The organism is Gilliamella sp. W8136 (assembly GCF_016101285.1).
Taxonomy (GTDB): Bacteria; Pseudomonadota; Gammaproteobacteria; order Enterobacterales; family Orbaceae; genus Gilliamella; species Gilliamella apicola_N.
Genome location: NZ_JACFQU010000002.1, coordinates 142,360 through 159,165, shown reverse-complemented (window position 1 = coordinate 159,165; position 16,806 = coordinate 142,360). Strand labels below are relative to the sequence as shown.

The 16,806-nt window shown below is 34.0% G+C and carries 16 protein-coding genes; 3 read left to right on the top strand and 13 right to left on the bottom strand.

What is annotated here, in order from left to right; all coding sequences use genetic code 11:
* Positions 1–27 precede the first annotated feature (27 nt).
* The 6 genes from H3T96_RS01940 to H3T96_RS01915 form a co-directional block, all read right to left on the bottom strand.
* Complete coding sequence (locus H3T96_RS01940) at positions 28–519, bottom strand: hypothetical protein (protein WP_039130385.1); 492 nt, start codon at positions 517–519, stop codon at positions 28–30.
* 33 nt (positions 520–552) lie between these two features.
* The gene (locus H3T96_RS01935) at positions 553–1,509 is read right to left on the bottom strand and encodes a hypothetical protein (RefSeq protein ID WP_144093116.1); all 957 of its coding nucleotides are present in this window, start codon (positions 1,507–1,509) and stop codon (positions 553–555) included.
* Between the two features lie 12 nt (positions 1,510–1,521).
* Positions 1,522–3,036: a hypothetical protein gene (locus H3T96_RS01930; RefSeq protein ID WP_144093118.1), complete on the bottom strand. Its 1,515-nt coding sequence runs from the start codon at positions 3,034–3,036 to the stop codon at positions 1,522–1,524.
* A 100-nt stretch (positions 3,037–3,136) separates the two neighbouring features.
* Positions 3,137–3,970 carry a hypothetical protein gene (locus tag H3T96_RS01925; protein ID WP_144093121.1) on the bottom strand — a complete coding sequence of 278 codons (834 nt, stop codon included), beginning with the start codon at positions 3,968–3,970 and terminating at the stop codon, positions 3,137–3,139.
* 1 nt (position 3,971) lies between these two features.
* Positions 3,972–4,529, bottom strand: a complete 558-nt coding sequence (locus H3T96_RS01920; protein ID WP_144093123.1) for a DUF4123 domain-containing protein — start codon at positions 4,527–4,529, stop codon at positions 3,972–3,974.
* Positions 4,529–6,943 carry a type VI secretion system Vgr family protein gene (locus tag H3T96_RS01915; RefSeq protein WP_198248571.1) on the bottom strand — a complete coding sequence of 805 codons (2,415 nt, stop codon included), beginning with the start codon at positions 6,941–6,943 and terminating at the stop codon, positions 4,529–4,531. The genes H3T96_RS01920 and H3T96_RS01915 overlap by 1 nt, the downstream gene beginning before the upstream one ends.
* A 587-nt stretch (positions 6,944–7,530) precedes the next feature.
* On the opposite strand from H3T96_RS01915, the gene rlmKL reads away from it, so the two are divergent.
* On the top strand, positions 7,531–9,651 hold the full coding sequence (gene rlmKL, locus H3T96_RS01910; RefSeq protein ID WP_144091865.1) for a bifunctional 23S rRNA (guanine(2069)-N(7))-methyltransferase RlmK/23S rRNA (guanine(2445)-N(2))-methyltransferase RlmL: 2,121 nt from the start codon (positions 7,531–7,533) through the stop codon (positions 9,649–9,651).
* 307 nt (positions 9,652–9,958) lie between these two features.
* On the opposite strand, the gene H3T96_RS01905 is transcribed toward rlmKL, so the two are convergent.
* A complete protein-coding gene (locus tag H3T96_RS01905) occupies positions 9,959–10,342 on the bottom strand; it encodes a VOC family protein (RefSeq protein ID WP_144091864.1) in 384 nt (127 codons plus the stop codon).
* A 549-nt stretch (positions 10,343–10,891) separates the two neighbouring features.
* Complete coding sequence (locus tag H3T96_RS01900) at positions 10,892–11,320, bottom strand: universal stress protein (RefSeq protein ID WP_144091863.1); 429 nt, start codon at positions 11,318–11,320, stop codon at positions 10,892–10,894.
* A gap of 220 nt (positions 11,321–11,540) precedes the next feature.
* Here H3T96_RS01900 and H3T96_RS01895 point away from each other — a divergent pair, with 220 nt between their 5' ends.
* Together H3T96_RS01895 and H3T96_RS01890 are read left to right on the top strand one after the other, a co-directional pair.
* Entirely contained in the window at positions 11,541–11,951 is a 411-nt protein-coding gene (locus H3T96_RS01895; RefSeq protein ID WP_065737628.1) for a GNAT family N-acetyltransferase, read from the top strand.
* Entirely contained in the window at positions 11,948–12,529 is a 582-nt protein-coding gene (locus H3T96_RS01890; RefSeq protein WP_144091862.1) for a nucleoside triphosphate pyrophosphatase, read from the top strand. The genes H3T96_RS01895 and H3T96_RS01890 overlap by 4 nt, the downstream gene beginning before the upstream one ends.
* A gap of 63 nt (positions 12,530–12,592) precedes the next feature.
* On the opposite strand, the gene H3T96_RS01885 is transcribed toward H3T96_RS01890, so the two are convergent.
* From H3T96_RS01885 to H3T96_RS01865, 5 genes are read right to left on the bottom strand one after another with little or no spacing between them, the layout of a single operon-like run.
* Positions 12,593–13,258: an ABC transporter ATP-binding protein gene (locus tag H3T96_RS01885; protein WP_144091861.1), complete on the bottom strand. Its 666-nt coding sequence runs from the start codon at positions 13,256–13,258 to the stop codon at positions 12,593–12,595.
* Positions 13,258–14,469 carry an ABC transporter permease gene (locus H3T96_RS01880; RefSeq protein WP_144091860.1) on the bottom strand — a complete coding sequence of 404 codons (1,212 nt, stop codon included), beginning with the start codon at positions 14,467–14,469 and terminating at the stop codon, positions 13,258–13,260. Before H3T96_RS01880 ends, H3T96_RS01885 begins: the two co-directional genes overlap by 1 nt.
* 36 nt (positions 14,470–14,505) lie before the next feature.
* Positions 14,506–14,973, bottom strand: coding sequence for a DUF4418 family protein (locus tag H3T96_RS01875; protein WP_065737631.1), 468 nt, complete (start codon positions 14,971–14,973; stop codon positions 14,506–14,508).
* Positions 14,974–14,991: 18 nt separating this feature from the next.
* Positions 14,992–15,651, bottom strand: coding sequence for an ABC transporter ATP-binding protein (locus H3T96_RS01870; protein ID WP_039130581.1), 660 nt, complete (start codon positions 15,649–15,651; stop codon positions 14,992–14,994).
* 10 nt (positions 15,652–15,661) lie between these two features.
* Entirely contained in the window at positions 15,662–16,804 is a 1,143-nt protein-coding gene (locus H3T96_RS01865) for an ABC transporter permease (RefSeq protein WP_144091859.1), read from the bottom strand.
* Between the last annotated feature and the right edge of the window lie 2 nt (positions 16,805–16,806).

Sequence of the window (16,806 nt, the reverse complement as noted above, 5' to 3'; positions counted from 1 at the left end):
TATAGATACTTAAATTTTTTATTCTCTTTATTTATCCATCACGATAGGTTCAAATTGATATTCACTTTTACCAGCTAAAAGTTGATCGATTTTATCCAAAAATTCTGCTACATCTTTATCTTTACGATCTGGCGTGTTAGAACTAAATAAGTTGTTTATATTAATACTACTAGCATAAAAAGAAACTTTATAGCCTGGCCCGTCATACTCTTGCATATTATAGCGGTCACCTTCTGTTAAATATCTTTCAGGGATTAATTGAAAAAGATTATGATGACCTATGTATTTACTGTCAGGCTCATTAGCTGTACAACGACTAACATTATCTTTTCGGATACAAGTTAATGTTGCGTATTTAACAATATAGTCTTCAGCGATTTCAAAGCGCATTCTACCAACAGGTACTTCCGGTGTTGAATCATAGATAATAATTTTTGCATTATAAGTATCAAATATTTTTGCATTAACAATAAAACTTAAAAAAATCAATAACCAAATCCAAAATATCTTTGTTTTCATCATTGTTCCTTTTATCTATTTATTTTAATAATTTTAATTAACTTTTATATCTTTTTTCGGTGTAGGTGTATCATGATAAAGTTGTTTTATTTTATTTAGAAATTCCTTTGCTTCATTATCATGATATCGATTAGCAACATCAAAATGATAGCGATTAACGACATCAAAATCCCATATATTGCAATGACCATCAGTAAAACAACCTTCTATTTTGAACAATGCAAAGTAATTATTATTTCCTCCACCATATTCCCTGAGATCAATAAAATTAGAGCCTGATAAAAATAATGTTGGAAAAGCTTTAAAAATATTATATTTATCTTGGTACTGAATACTTTCACTTTTTTCCTCACATTCAAGTTCACCATTGATTAAATAACATCTTTTTGAAGGATATTGAGTTATTGAATCAGCAGTGATTGTATATAACAGTACTTCAGTAAAAGGGTAACCAATTAATTGATATAGATTAATTGATGTTAGATTTTTTTTATCAAAAATCACTTTCGGTATTCGAGGAATATTTTTCGGATGAAATTGATATTCACTTTTACCAGATATTATTTCGTTTAATTTATTATGAAAAAGTATCATTTCTTTATCATCAGAGCCTTCATAATTCCATGAATGACAACGACCATCTACAATGCAAATTTCTAATTTAGTGGTACTCAAATCATCATATGTAATAGGACTAATATAGTTTGATCCTGATAAATATTGCTCTGGAACGAATTTAAAAATATCATGATGCCCTAGGTACTCTATTTCCGGACCATCTCTAGAACATTCTTTATCGTTACAAAATCCTTGAGGAATAGTAATTGAATCAGCTGTTATTTTAATAACTAAAGAACTTTCAATATCATTCCCCCAAATATAATGAATAGTAATCGTCGAAACATCCTGACGCCTAAATACGTCTGCTTTTGCCGTAAAACTTAATAAAAATAAGGTAAAGATGAAACAAAAAATATTCTTAATATTCATTACATTTTCCTTTTATAATTCAATACTTTTTTTATCATCTCTCATCAACTTCCATTGCCATTTGAAGAAAGAATACATTTGACGATAATATTTATTTTTACCAACTTTATTATTTTGACTAAGGTCTACATGTTGAGCATAATCCATATAGTTTTCTGTATAACCACGATGAAAGCGATACTTATTATTCAGCGTTGGATTCTTTTTATAATCTAAAAAGCTTTCGAATGTGTGAGGTAATGTAAAGGTATGTGCAGCTTCGTGAACAATAGTATGCTCATCTGTAAGGCCTTTTTTATAAATAACAAAAATATTCCCCCATTCATACTTAGTATTATCTTTTCTTAAATCAGCACTTCCAAGTGTTGTTGACGCTCCTTTAGATGTTGGTTTTACATCTATAAATAACAGATAAGTATTATAATGCCCCTCATCATGAATCTTTTTGTTGTCTTTAGGAGTGTTTTTTCCATATTTTTCATATAAATCAATAAGGCGTCTTTTTATATCACCACTAGCATATATCGTTTCTAGTGGATTGTTAGGATCAGTTCTTTTACTATCTGTATAATTAGTATCTAGAATATCATTTAAAAAATCAATAATATCCTTATCTTTAGTTTTATTATATAATGCAACTAAATCAAAATTTTCGGTTACTTTAATATTGACCTTTATCATAGCTTGATTAAATGATTGATTGTTATATAAGTCATTCAATGATGGGTGTGTTTGAGGAATAACTTTTTGGTTATTTGTATCTTTTGTAATGACATTCACCACGACTATATTAGCTTTACCTATTTTGTCATTTTCATACACCATCAGTTGACCAACTTCAGATTTACACTGTCCAAGCTTTGCAATTACATTTATTTTTCCGGGTTTTTTTAACGTGCCCCCTTGACACATAATTTTAACAGCATTCTCTAGCAGATAATAACTAATTTCTTGTTTGTTATTAGTATCACTATTAATTGGTCGTTTCTTTATTGAGGTTTTTAGAAATTTTTTAATAGAAATCTTTTTGGGGGTAATTTTTAGACATGGATCACTTGGTTTAAAAATAATCTTTGTACCATCTGGAATGATGGTATCAATTTCATCAAGTTGCAAATCTAAATAAACACCATCTTTATGCATTTCTGAACCTGCGTCAGCATTTTCGCCTTTAACTTTAGAAGCAAAAATAGAGAGCCAGGCAGGATAATAATCTTGACAATGTGGTTTAATAGGATTGGTTATATCTTCATTCATATACTCTAGTTTAAGATCTTTATGATCTATGCATAATTCAACAAATTTATCTATAGTTTGTTTTAGTATAACTTCGTCATACGCTACCTTTTGAATTGGATAAATATACTCATCACGTAACCAATCAAAACCATACTCCCCTTTATAAGGAGCATTCTTATTTTGCTTAAGTTTCGCTGGTCTCCTAAAATGAATGGTAAAACGTTGCAAGCAAGAGGTGGAGGCCTGACCTATTGGTGAGCTAGTTTGGGGAAAATTACATACTGCCATATCTCAATTCCTTTTTAATTATTATAAAATCAAATATCATGTAAAAATGAGTTAAAATCCTTTTATACACTAAAATAGTAATATATTATTTCCTTTAAAATTATATTAATTCCTGTTTATTTATATTCATTTCAATCAAACTAGGTAACCAAGAGAACTGATGGCAAAAACGATGGTAAATTGAATTAAAGTTAATGCTTTCATCGTATATTGTTTTTGGTACTAATTGAGTATTGTCCATTAGTTCGCCTGATAAAAATGGATCTTGATCAAAATGACTTCCAAATATAAACATCAAGATGATTGCTGTTGCAATTTCTGTAGGATGATTCATAAGAAGATGATTTTGGGCTCGATCAAAACCAAATGAAAATAGATGATCAAAATCTTCAGATTCAGTAATCTGAAATTTTGACTGAACAATTTCATTCAAAGCAGTAATTACTTGTTGTTTTATGTCGGATTTATCTAATAAACTCTTCTCTTTTGAAAAGACATAATTTGTGGATTGTGATTTTAAATAATTGTCTAGTTTTTTAAATACTTCATTCTTTTTAGATAAGTCTTTACCATAAGCTCTTTCTAAAAAAGGTATAGCTTTAAAGTAAAGTTCTTCTGCTTGTGTAACTTCAGTAAAATCTTGATAATCATCTAAAATTTTTTTTGCCCAACGATATTGGGGATCATGGATAAACTCAATACCAAACAGTATGATCAAATCGATGTAAAATCGAGTGGTATCCTCTTGATTAAATCCGATCTCTTTTGTGATAGTTAAACATGAACTTAATATTTTTTTTAGTTGATGATAATCTATTTTTTCTTTTAAGTACGGATAATGACTATGGCAATGTTTAACTAATTTATCCAAATAGAGATCTATTGCTTGTTTTTTTAAAATATTGTCTATTTTATCGTCAATTTTCAAAACCATATCAACTATCCTTATTAATATAATAATATTGACCATCTAAATAATATGCCCAACACTCTATTTTTTTGAGATATCTGTCAATGTTATTATCAGCTTTGAATATTTCCAACATATCGATAAAACATCGTGGATCATAGAATCTTAAAAAATATTTTTTCCCATCTTGATTTTCAGCAAAGAGTAGTTCTTTCAAATATTTTTTCAAAAAGAAAAAAGGGATTTTACTCCAAAACCAAAGCACTGACGGTTTCTCTTCTTGAGCAAATAAAATCTCATTAATAATATCTTGATTCTCTTCTCTATCCGGTTCTATTTTTACTAATAGTGGTCCTGCCTCGGATGATTTAGAATAAGGTGTATCAGCAAGTAATGAATAACACGTTATATTAGGATTTTTAATAAACATTTTGTAAAAGCACGCATCAAAATGCGCGCAATCAACGATGGCATAGCAATAAACAGGTTCATCCTCATATTGATGTGAAAATTCTTCATTTATTGGTTCAAGTATATTTTCAGTTATTGAAAACTGTGGTAGTGATGTTTTAGGTGTTGTCATCAATTTATCTCCAACATGGTATTGGCATTACGAGCAGCACGTTTTAAACACTCTACGCACAAAGATATTGGAGGCATATCCATAAAATGAACTTCCTGAGTACTTACATTCATACTTGCTGGTCCCATTTTTTGTAACGCAGCAGATTTTATGACTACATTTCCTGGCGTACCGAGTTCTATTCCTTGGCCATTTATTTTAATATAAGAGCCACCACTGATTAACGTAATATCACGAGGAGCGGTCAAAGTTACTGAATTATCGATACTATTAATTTGTATTTCATCTTTAGCCATAAGCGAAAGTTCATCGTTTTGAGCTTGTATTTCAACTTTTCCTTTAGATGCAAAAAGTTTTATTCCCATCTTGTGAGCAAAAAAGCTTAATGTTTCACCAGCCGCCAATGTAATCTTTTTAATTACACTAATCTCTGTGTTATTCTCGGCAATGATTGAAATATTTTTGCCAGTCGATAATTGAATATTTTTCGGACTTGTTAAACCAATACCTTGTTGAGCATAACCCACTATTCCACTTTCGTTAAGTTCTGTAAGAGTATTTTTAAGTTCTGTTTGACTTTCGATATCGGCTGAATGACCATTTGAATTTTCTACAACTTTTTGCAATGATTGAACAATAGAAAGCGCATTACTAAGCTGGATCTTTGCGCCTTCCATATCCAGTTGTTTACCTTTTGCTTTTGATTCAGTTTCGGTGGTAATATAAATTCCTTTTTCTGCTGATATTGCGCCCCACTCATCGGTACGTAGTTCGAAACCTTCTCCTCGTTTCGTTTTTTCACTGTCCACCAAATGCCCCAAATTGAGTTGGGTTTTGCCATATTCTGTTGCCAGTTTTATATGCTCCTGACCACGTTTATCGTCCATTCGCAATTTATTATTCGCTGGCGTGCGTATCACATTACGGTGTTTATTGATTGTCGTAACATGGTCAGGATGACTGCTGTCGTGCATGGCATGAGCTATATACGGGCGGTCTGGATTACCATTGGTGAACGCAATTGCAACTTCTGTTGAATCTATCAAAGGGAAGTGAAAACCATACGTATCACCGGCATATGGTTTTGCCAGTCTGACCCATAAACTTTCCTCACCTTTTTGCCAATTTTTTAAATCAAAATTGAATTTAATTCGGTAACGACCCTGCGTATCAATATAACCGTACGTATCATCATCTTTACTGGTCACTCGGGCTGGTAAGGTACCACTCACTTGTGGCCAAGGTAAGGGTGCCGGTCGATACGGTTTAAGAGCATCATAAGGGATAGCAGTAAAGCGAGTTTGGTAAGATTCGGTTCGGTCACCATAACATTCGGTTGCAACAATCACCACACCGTCTTTAATCTCAGCTATCGGGCAACCCTCTATAATCACTAACTGTCCCGGTATAAGCTCATAAGCATTACATTGTCCCGTTAGAATAAATTGTTCGCTTACATAATGTTGATGCCGAATACGCGCATACCAATTGCCGCTTTCGACTGTCTGTATATCACCTTGGGTTTTGTGGTGCTCTTCATACCGATAGTCTTCGCCTCGCATTGTCATATCTTTGGGCTGACTGTTGTCACTGCTGTAAAGATTGCTGTCGGACATCCGATAGTTATAATCGTTAACACTGACCTGACTTGGTTTAGTTTTACTGCTGAATTGTAAATCCCAAACACTGTAGCGAAGACGGTCATTGAGACCACTCGGTTGCTTTATGGTCACTTTACCACCATCAGCATACCCTTTTTCATAATCACTTATCACTATCACATCACAATGGTGCTCCGGATGCGTTTCAAAGTAAAAGTAAAGACCCACATCTGCCAACAAACGCTGTATAAAATTTAAATCACTCTCTTGCCATTGCGTAATAAATTCTCGTACAGGATAGGTTTCTTTTAACTCAAAACGAAAATCAATACCGATAAAATTGTGATTTCGCAACACTTCATCGACCACATCGATGACACTCTTATTCTGAAAAATGGCACTTTGGTGGTGATTTGCAAGTAATGCCATTCTAGGTTCAAGTTTCACCCGATAACGTGCTTCATCTTCGCTGATTGAGACTAAACTAAATTCTGTGATTATCCCGTAAAGCTTTCTTGTTTTGGCTACATGATCAAATGAGCTGATTTGTGTCACTTGTAGCGGTGATTGGTTAGGATGAAAAGTCAAGGAGGCGGCTTGGCTGAGCATGGATGCAATTGAAATTTGCTTATCTTCGCTAGTGAAATCTATCTGATATTGCCAAGGTTCATTTAACCGCTCTTGACCTTTAATTGATACAACAGAAATGTTTGATAATGCGTCGGATCCATCAACTGACAACGAATAGTTATTGTGTGATAAGTGTCCAGAAAGCGAAGTTAAGCTATCGCCGAGCTGCTCCATTGTGCTCATACTTCAATCCTTAATTTGTAACAGCAAAATTGATCTTTTTCAAAAACACAGATATTTATTAACGATAATCTGAGTTATATAAATTAAGTATTTTTTTTAAACGAGTCAATTATTTTTTTATTAACTTTTATTAACTTTTATTAATTTTTATTTATTGTAGATAATGATTAAACTGAGTAATTAATTCGGCTTTTTATTTTTTAGATGGTCATATTAAAATATATTAATCAGTTAATTAGACTTGTACACTGATTTATAAATGCTCTGAAATTAATGTTGATAATAAATACAATTTATATAATAAATACAATTTAAAATAGATCGTATTGATATGGATTTGAGTTATTTACCAAGATCATCAAACTGTAAATTACTCATGAGGAGTGATTAGCGGTTAACAATAAGAATTAAAAATAAATTACAGCAAAACACAATCGGCAAACGGTATAGACTCCTGAATATTTTTTACAAAATTTATTGTTTTTATACTCAAAAATCCTTAAGACCTAAAAAGGATTATCCTTTATTTCCCACAATAAAAATAACTCGCTATAATGCATTCAATTTTATTGTTAAGTGGATTATGCATGAAAACACTATTTGCCAGCACGTCACGCGGGCTTGAAGAGTTATTGAAAAAAGAGTTAGAAGAGTTAGGTTCGGTCGATTGTAAAATTGCTCAAGGGGGCGTCTTTTTTGATGCGGATGAAAAGACATTATATCAATCATTATTATGGTCGCGTCTGGCATCACGTATATTGTTGCCAATTGCTGAGTTTGATATTTATAGTGATTTAGATCTCTATTCGTGCGTTTTTAATATTAAATGGCCAGATATTTTTGCAGTAGATAACTCCTTTGTGATTAATTTTGTTGGTGTAAACGATTTTATCCGTAATAGCCAATATGGCGCTCTCAAAATTAAAGATGCGATTGTTGATCACTTCTCTCGTCATACTAACGAGCGCCCTAATGTGGCTAAGCAAGATCCTGATGTTCGTATTCATGCTTATTTAAATAAGAACCGTGTAACACTTTCGTTAGATTTAAGTGGTAATAGTTTGCATCAACGTGGTTATCGTCAGCAAACTGGGCAAGCGCCATTGAAAGAAAACTTAGCTGCTGCAATTATTATGCGCTCAGGCTGGCAGATAGACACGCCATTAATCGATCCTATGTGTGGTTCGGGAACACTGCTAATCGAAGCAGCGATGATTGCCGCTAAAATTCCACCGGGTTTATTACGTAAACATTGGGGATTCTTTGCTTGGAAAGGTTTTAATCCAATACTTTGGAATGAACTATTATTTGCCGCTAAACACAATATTAGCAAACCGAATATACCATTTATCGGTTACGACAATAATACCGTGGTTTTAGAGCGAGCAAAACAAAATGCCATTCAGGCGGGTGTAGGCGATTTGATTACATTTGCATTACAGGATGTAACACAGTTAACCAATCCACTGCCTAATGATGTAACAGGTACAATAATTAGTAATCCACCTTATGGCGAAAGATTAGAAAGTGAGCCAGCTCTTGTTGCCTTGCACACAGCGCTTGGTCGTCAAATTAAGCAATATTTTGGTGGCTGGCGACTTTCGTTATTTAGTGGTGCACCTCAATTGTTAGACTGTTTACAAATGCGTGCAGAAAGACAATTTAAAGCGAAGAATGGTCCGTTAGATTGTGTACAAAAAAATTATACTATTGCGCAACGATCCAGCGAACAAGTCAGCACACCAATATTGCCAGCGGCTGATTTTGCTAATCGCTTACGAAAAAATAAGCAGAAACTTGAAAAGTGGGCTGCACAAGAACAGCTAGAGTGTTATCGCCTTTATGACGCCGATTTACCTGAATACAATGTTGCTATCGATCGTTATAAAGATAAAGTAGTCGTACAGGAATATGCGGCGCCTAAAAATATCGATCCACAAAAAACTCGTCAACGGCTATTTGATATTATTAACGCCACTATGTCAGTGCTAGAACTCACTGCCGATCAATTAGTTTTAAAAACGCGTGAAAAGCAGAAAGGCAAACAGCAATATCAAAAATTGAGCCAAAAACAGGATTATTTTTTGGTGCATGAGTATGCCATTAATAAACGCAAAACTCAGTTTTGGGTAAATGTGACCGATTATTTAGATACAGGGCTGTTTTTAGATCATCGTTTAGCGCGCAAGATGATTGGTGAAATGAGTGCAGGTAAGGATTTTCTAAATCTGTTTGCTTATACCGGTAGTGCAACGGTTTACGCGGGTCTAGGTGGTGCTAAGTCAACTACGACGGTTGATATGTCACGCACTTATTTACAATGGGCCGATCGTAATCTAAAACAAAATGGATTAACAGGTCGACAGCATCGCTTAATTCAAGCTGATTGTTTATTGTATTTAGAACATAGTGATGATCAGTTCGATCTAATCTTTATTGATCCACCTACATTTTCAAATTCTAAAAGAATGAGTGATACTTTTGATGTTCAACGTGATCATTTAAAAATAATGACAAATTTAAAACGGTTATTAAAACCAAATGGCATCATTGTGTTTTCGAATAATAAACGGGGTTTTAAAATGGATAACACGGGTATGCAAAACCTTGGATTGACTTATCAAGATATCACCAATAAAACGTTATCTTTGGACTTTAAACGTAATAAGCAAATTCACTGCTGTTTTATTGTCCAACACCAAAAATAAAATTTCACAACCAAAAGTAAAATTTTGACTGAATTCTCCTTAAAAAATATATATGAATTTTTAAGGAGAATTTTTTTAATTTAAAATATTTTCGGAAGATTAAAAAATTAATATTAATCGTAAAAATAAACGAACTAGTGCCAGTATATTTTACTTTGAGTAATAGATGCTGATAAATGATAAGTAATTTATTGAGCGACAACGGAAGCAATTTTTTATGTTTAGCCAATTATAATTTGGCAAAATAATTAAACTTTAACTAATTTATACTAACTCAGTTAGTACTTATTTTGCCGATCTTTATTTTTTAATTATTCCGATAATTGGCCAGCTCAACCAAATTTCCATCTGGGTCTCTAAGATATAAACTATTGATATCTCCCTGTGCGCCATGCCGTTTTACCACACCCTCTACAATAGGATAACCTTTTTTTTCGATTTCCTTTTTAATGGATTCAACATCTTCTTCAACAATTAAACAAAAATCTTGGCTACCATATTCTGGATGTAATGCTGCGGGTTGAAATTCGCCTTTTTTAGCGTGAATATTAATTTTTTGATGACCAAAAATAAAAGCATGTCGTCCATCTTTCTCGACATGCTTCATACCAAGGAGATCTTGATAGAATGCAATACTTTTATCAATATTTTGAGTAGTGATAACAAAATGGTCTATACTTTTGACTTTCATTTTTTCTCCTCACCGTTTTATATGAATACGAATATTGAATATGAAAAAAATAAACACGAATATTTAGTTTATCAATTGTTCTCACTGACATTTAGTTAAGTTTATACATAATTTTATGGAATTATTATTGATTTATTACTTGCATGAAAAACAAAATGAACGTTTAAAATAACACAGGAGTTATCATTAAAATAATCTTCAATTTTAGAATCACTTCTTTGTCATACTCTTTCAAATCAATAAAATAAGCATGGGAATAATTATTAAAATCACTCTTTTTTTAATTAATACTCAAACCGAGTAATTAATGCCACTTTGCATTTTATCGTTACAAATATTAATAGTCATAAATCAATGAATTATAATTTTAATGACATATAAAAAACCTAGAACGAAGTTTAATAATAAAATTGATATTAATAACCTATACAACTCATAATAGGTGTTATTGATGTGAATTTTTGGGTTATTTACTAAGAGCATCAGATTATAAATTACTTACGAGGAGTTATTCGCTCCTCGTTATAGTTTAAAGAATAAATTTCGCAACTATCGAACCACTAGAACTGACGTTTGCGCGCTACGGACTACACCTGCCGCATTCGATCCCAGTAAGTGAGTAGTAATATTAGGGCGACGTGATCCTAATATAATTAAGTCGGGTTTTAATTCTTCCGCAATATGAAGAATTTCATCTCTTGGATTACCAAACGCAATAGAAAACGACAATTTTTCTTGAGGTAAATTAATAGAAGCCATTAATTTATGTAACCACTGTTCAGTTTGTACAGTTGCTTTATCTTTAAATTCATCAAAACCAAATGAGTAAGCATTCACAATTGCTGACGCTACTGGCAAGGTATGGAAGAAGATCACCTCGGCATTTGATAATTTTGCCAAACATTCGACATGTGGGATGACTTTTTGGGTTAACTCATCTTCAAGCACATCAATCGGTACTAAAATTTTGTTGTACATAAAACTACCCCCTCGCTAAATAAAACCTGATAAATGATCTTTGACAATACGGTGTAACAGTCATATGGTTTAAGAATCATGACATTTGATTATTATGATACTCATTTTGGATTTATTTTTTTATTTTTAATAGTTAAGTTAGTTGATGCTTACTATAATATCCTAAAACCAATTTAGAAAAATGAAACCTTTTTTTACTCATTTCATGACGGAGATCACCATGAGTAGTATTATTTACCGTTCTGATATCAAACCAGAACTTGAACAAGCTATTGCACTTTATCGTCACTGTTCACTAGGTGAACGCCGACCCCTTACCGATTCAACACGATTTAAAGCTATGTTAGATAATGCTAACTTAGTTATAACCGCTTGGCATAATGATAAATTAATTGGTATAGCGCGTTGTTTAACGGATTTTGTATATATAACTTATTTGGCCGATCTCGCTGTAGATGAGGATTATCAAAAACAAGGTATTGGTAAACAATTAATTAAAGAAGTAAAAAAGAATACTCATGAAAATTGCTCGATAACCTTACTGGCTGCACCAAGTGCGGTTGATTATTATGGACATATCGGATTTAATGCTCATCCTTCCGCTTGGATTTTAAGAGATAAATCAATATGAGAATCATTTTAGCGTCAACATCGCTATCACGTAAAAAAGTACTTGAAAAATTCGCTATCCCTTTTGAATGTGTTCCGCCTATTTGTGACGAAACACCGCTTGCGGGTGAGTCTGCTGAGCAGTTAGTGGTACGTTTAGCGAATCTGAAAGCGCAATCATTAGTCGATAAATACCCAGACAGTTTAATTATTGGCTCAGATCAGGTAGGGGTTCTAGAGGGAAAAATCGTTTGCAAACCGCATACTGTTGAAAATGCTCGCAAACAACTTGCCAATAGTAGTGGCAAAACATTCTATTTTTACACAGGGATGACGGTTATTAATACCCGTTCCGGTCAATCCACTACTCTTTGTGAGCCGTTCAAAGTCACCTTTCGGCAACTCAGTAGTTTTGAAATCGATGCCTATATTGCTAAAGAGATGCCGCTACAATGTGCTGGCAGTTTTAAATGTGATGAACTCGGCATAACGTTGTTTGATAAGTTAGAGGGAGATGATATTAATTCATTAGTCGGATTACCTCTGTTAAAGCTTAATAAAATAATGATTGAAATGGGCTGTAATCCCTTATTGCTTTAACCAGTGAAGCAAAATGGATAAGTCAGTATTCACTTAATATTATGTAAGTGAGCATTGACTTATTTAATCAATAAACCGCCCTGCCGACATTTTCATGATATTTTGGCTATAACTTGCTACATCATTATCATGGGTGACAATCAATAACGCAGTACCTTGTTGGTTAATTTCTTTTAGCAGTTGCATAATATCAGTAGAACTTTCCTCATCGAGATCACTGGTGGGTTCATCTGCAATGATGATTTGTGGCTGGCAAATTAATGCACGTAATATGGCAATACGACGCATTTCACCGCCTGACATATTGGCTGGATAAACATCTTGCAAATAACTGACTTTAGCCTTTTCCAACAAACTCTTCGCATAACCCAAGCTACTTTTATTTGGGCGCTTAGTTAAGTAATAAGGTAAGCGAATATTATCAATCGCGGTAAGATTAGGGAGTAAACTGCTGCCTTGAGGAATATAACCAATATGCTGATTACGAAAAGCCGATACTTGCTGATCATCTAATTCAAATAGATTGACATCATTAAAGGTTACTTTCCCCTGTGTTGGTGTTAATAAACCCGCAATCATATTCAAAAGCGTCGTTTTACCACTACCTGATTTACCCATAATGCAGTTAAAATCACCTGATTGCATACTGAAACTGACATTATTTACTGCTGCAAAAGTTTGTTGACCACGTTGATAATCTTTACGCAAATTTCGAACATTCAGTAACATTATTCACCCTCTCTGAGCGTGCTGTAAGTATCAAACTTATTCATAGATAAAGCTGAATAGATACTTGATAATGGTCCAATAATTATGGTTAATGCCAATACCACTACTGCATAGCATAACGCATCAATCACTGAAAGATTAATGCATGGCAAACCAATGGTTTGGCAGATTAATAAGCTAAACGCATAGAGCAATACACCTGCTAATACAATGCCCATTAAGCCACCTAATGCACTAATAATTAAAGATTCACGCAGCAGCATTTTTACTAAATCTCGACGTGAAGCCCCTAAGATACGCAATAAACTGATTTCGCGCTTACGCTCATTTAAATTTGACGAGAAGATGACAAAAATAATCACTATTGCTAATACCCAAAAAATTGCCGATAAACTATATACAATGGTCGAAAAGCCATTTAACCATTTGGAAATATTACTTAACATACCTTTAGTCATAACAAAATCCAGTTTATAGTCGATAGCGTATTTGGGCATGATTTGATTAACAATATCTTTAGGCTGATAATCAGGATCGACTTTGATAAAAATGGAAGAGGCATAATCCGCAAAATGATCGACATCGCCTTGCACTAATTCAGCTTCTTTCATTAAAGTGTGTGCTGCTTGCATAGTCATAAATACCGAAGTGTCAAAACCCATCCCCGTACTATCCATTTTGGCTGCTATTTTGAAAGGATGATTGAAAAACATGACCTCATCGCCAATATTTGAACTAATTTTCGATCCAACTACAACTTGGTTATCAGTAAGTGGCTCAGTAAGTTGCGATTGCAACCAAGGTTTGATCACAAAATCGCTTTGTTGATCAAAACCAATTAGTTGCAGTTTTGAAGTACAGCAACCTGCACTGAGCGAAGCGATAAAAAGCTGGGGTGATATTGCTTGTATTCCTTTTATATTTTTGATTTTATCAATCAAATCAACTTTTAAATAAAAGCTACTTGGTTCACCCCGTAATAAGGCCACTTCTAGATTTTTTTCGTAACCATATGGGACAACTAAAATATCCGCGCCAAGGCGATCAGCCATGCCAGAAATTCCCAAACTGAGATTTTTCATAATCACGCTACCGCCAAAAAGTGTGGCAGAAAACAACATAACAATGATAATCAAACAACAACTCCGAAATGGTCGCCGTTGAATGTTTTGCCAAGCCAAATTAGCCATGGTGATGGGTTGTTCTTGCATGTTTAGATCCTATTTTTTATTAAAGATTGTATATCTTTAAAATATGCTTCTTCTGGCCGCTTTATTAAGATAGAAAGTATTCACCAGCGCAATAATAAATAATAACAATGACAATAAGACGAGCGCTGGTTTAGCACCCATATTGCAGCGCATCATTTGATTATCACATACGCCAATTAAAATGGTCGGAATAGCCAAAGCAAATAATGAAATGCAAGCAATCGCCATACTTAATCCCATTCGCAGAAAAATTTTACGACAAAATAGCATTAAGGTGCCAATTGCAATAATCAAACTGCCCACGCCAACTTCAGCTCGGCCTGTCCAAAAGCATTTCATAATTTTACCAACACCGGTATGCACATGTTCTACTTGACCTTGCATTGTTGCAGTTGATAGGTTAACGGTTTCATGTGGGCAGACGGGTAAAATATACAGAGGAAATAAAATAAATAATATGCCAATAATGATATAGATGAGTGATGAAACAACACGATTTTGCATAATTTAAAACCTTAAATATTAATTATTAATTACTCGGGCAACCTTGCCATGTTCAAGTACAACGGTTGTTTGAGCATGTTTTGATACTTCAAGTGAATGAGTCACAACAATAATAGTACTCCCTTCTTCGTGCAGTTGATGCAGTAAATTCATAACCATTGCTTCATTATTTTCATCTAAATTACCAGTAGGTTCATCGGCTAAGATTAATTTTGGATAATTGATTAAGGCGCGGGCAATGCATACACGTTGCTGTTCCCCGCCTGATAACTGATTTGGCAAGTGCTTAGCGCGGGCAGCAAGTCCAACCCTTTCCAGCGCTTGCATGGCTTCTTTTTCATCGACCATGCTGTGATAATATTGTGCAACCATTACGTTTTCGAGTGCGGTTAGATAAGACACTAAATGGAATTGTTGAAAGATAAGACCGATTTTATCACGGCGGATTTCGGTTAATTCGGGTAGAGATAATTGGGTGATATCTTGTCCATCTAAAATGACTGAACCTAAAGATGGTTTATCCATACAACCAATAATATTCATCAAGGTCGTTTTGCCACTGCCCGATGGTCCCATAATGGATAACCATTTGCTCTCTTCTACAACTAAATTCACATCTGATAAGGCATGAAGAGAACCATAAATCTTAGATACATTATTAACTTCGAGTATATTCATACTTTACATCCTATTCGCCACGCAATACTAATGCTGGCTCTACATCTAATGCACGTTTAACCGGAATTAAACAGGCAATTACCGTCACAATTGCTGATATTAAAATGGTACTTGGTATCAAATAAAATTCAATAATAATTGAACGCCCAAAAACGTTAGAACTGATCACCTGCGCAAAAATAAGTCCACAAATTACCCCAATAATCCCTCCAGTAATACCAAGAACTAATCCCTCGGCTAAAAACTCTTTAGCAATACTTTTATTATTGGCTCCAATGGCTTTTTTAAGACCGATTTCTTTACGGCGCTCCATTACAACCGTCATCATGGTAGTTGCCACGCAAATCATAGTGAGAACTAAAACCACAAGGGTCACTAAATAAAGGAGTGATGACAGTTTACCTAATACTGAGGTTTCCGATTGTGTCACCCATTTAATTAAATGGGGTTCGATTGTGGTTGATTGACTTTTAATGGTATCTATATAGTCCTTTAACTCATTTTGTGATGCTGTGATGCTGACTTCAACAACTTCAGCTTGATCACTCTCTTCAAAGAATTGTTCTAAATCATGCAGATCGACAAAAATAAAATTATCTTCAGCTCTACCTGTTTTAACTATACCGGTAATAGTTAACTCTTCATCAAAACGAGAATCTTGTTTAGATTTACCCGAAATGGATATTTCACTGCCAACGTTTAAATTGGCAAAGTTAGCTATATCGGTCCCAATCATCACTTCATGAGATTTTTGTGGCAAACTGCCTTCAATATGCCAATAAGGACTGGTTTTGGTAACTTGGTTAAAGTTAGTACCGACAATGGTATAAGGATGCTGATTAACGCGCACTGCGCCGTAGCGAAACGGCGTGACACCAAGTAGTTTATCTTGTGGTAGTAAACTTACTGCTTTTTGTACATCAGTCATTGACATAGTTGGCTGATTATTCGCGGGCATTAATAATAAATTCGCTCCATAAGAACGAAACTCCTGCCCCATCTGTCTTGGAATGTCAAAACAGAGCGTAACCATGCCTAATAATACCGTTGCGCCAATCGCCACGCCTAAAAGTGCAATAATAATGCGAGAACGTCGACGAATGAGTGAACTCAATATGGTTTTAATAATAAAGCGTCGATTTTTATTAATCATCA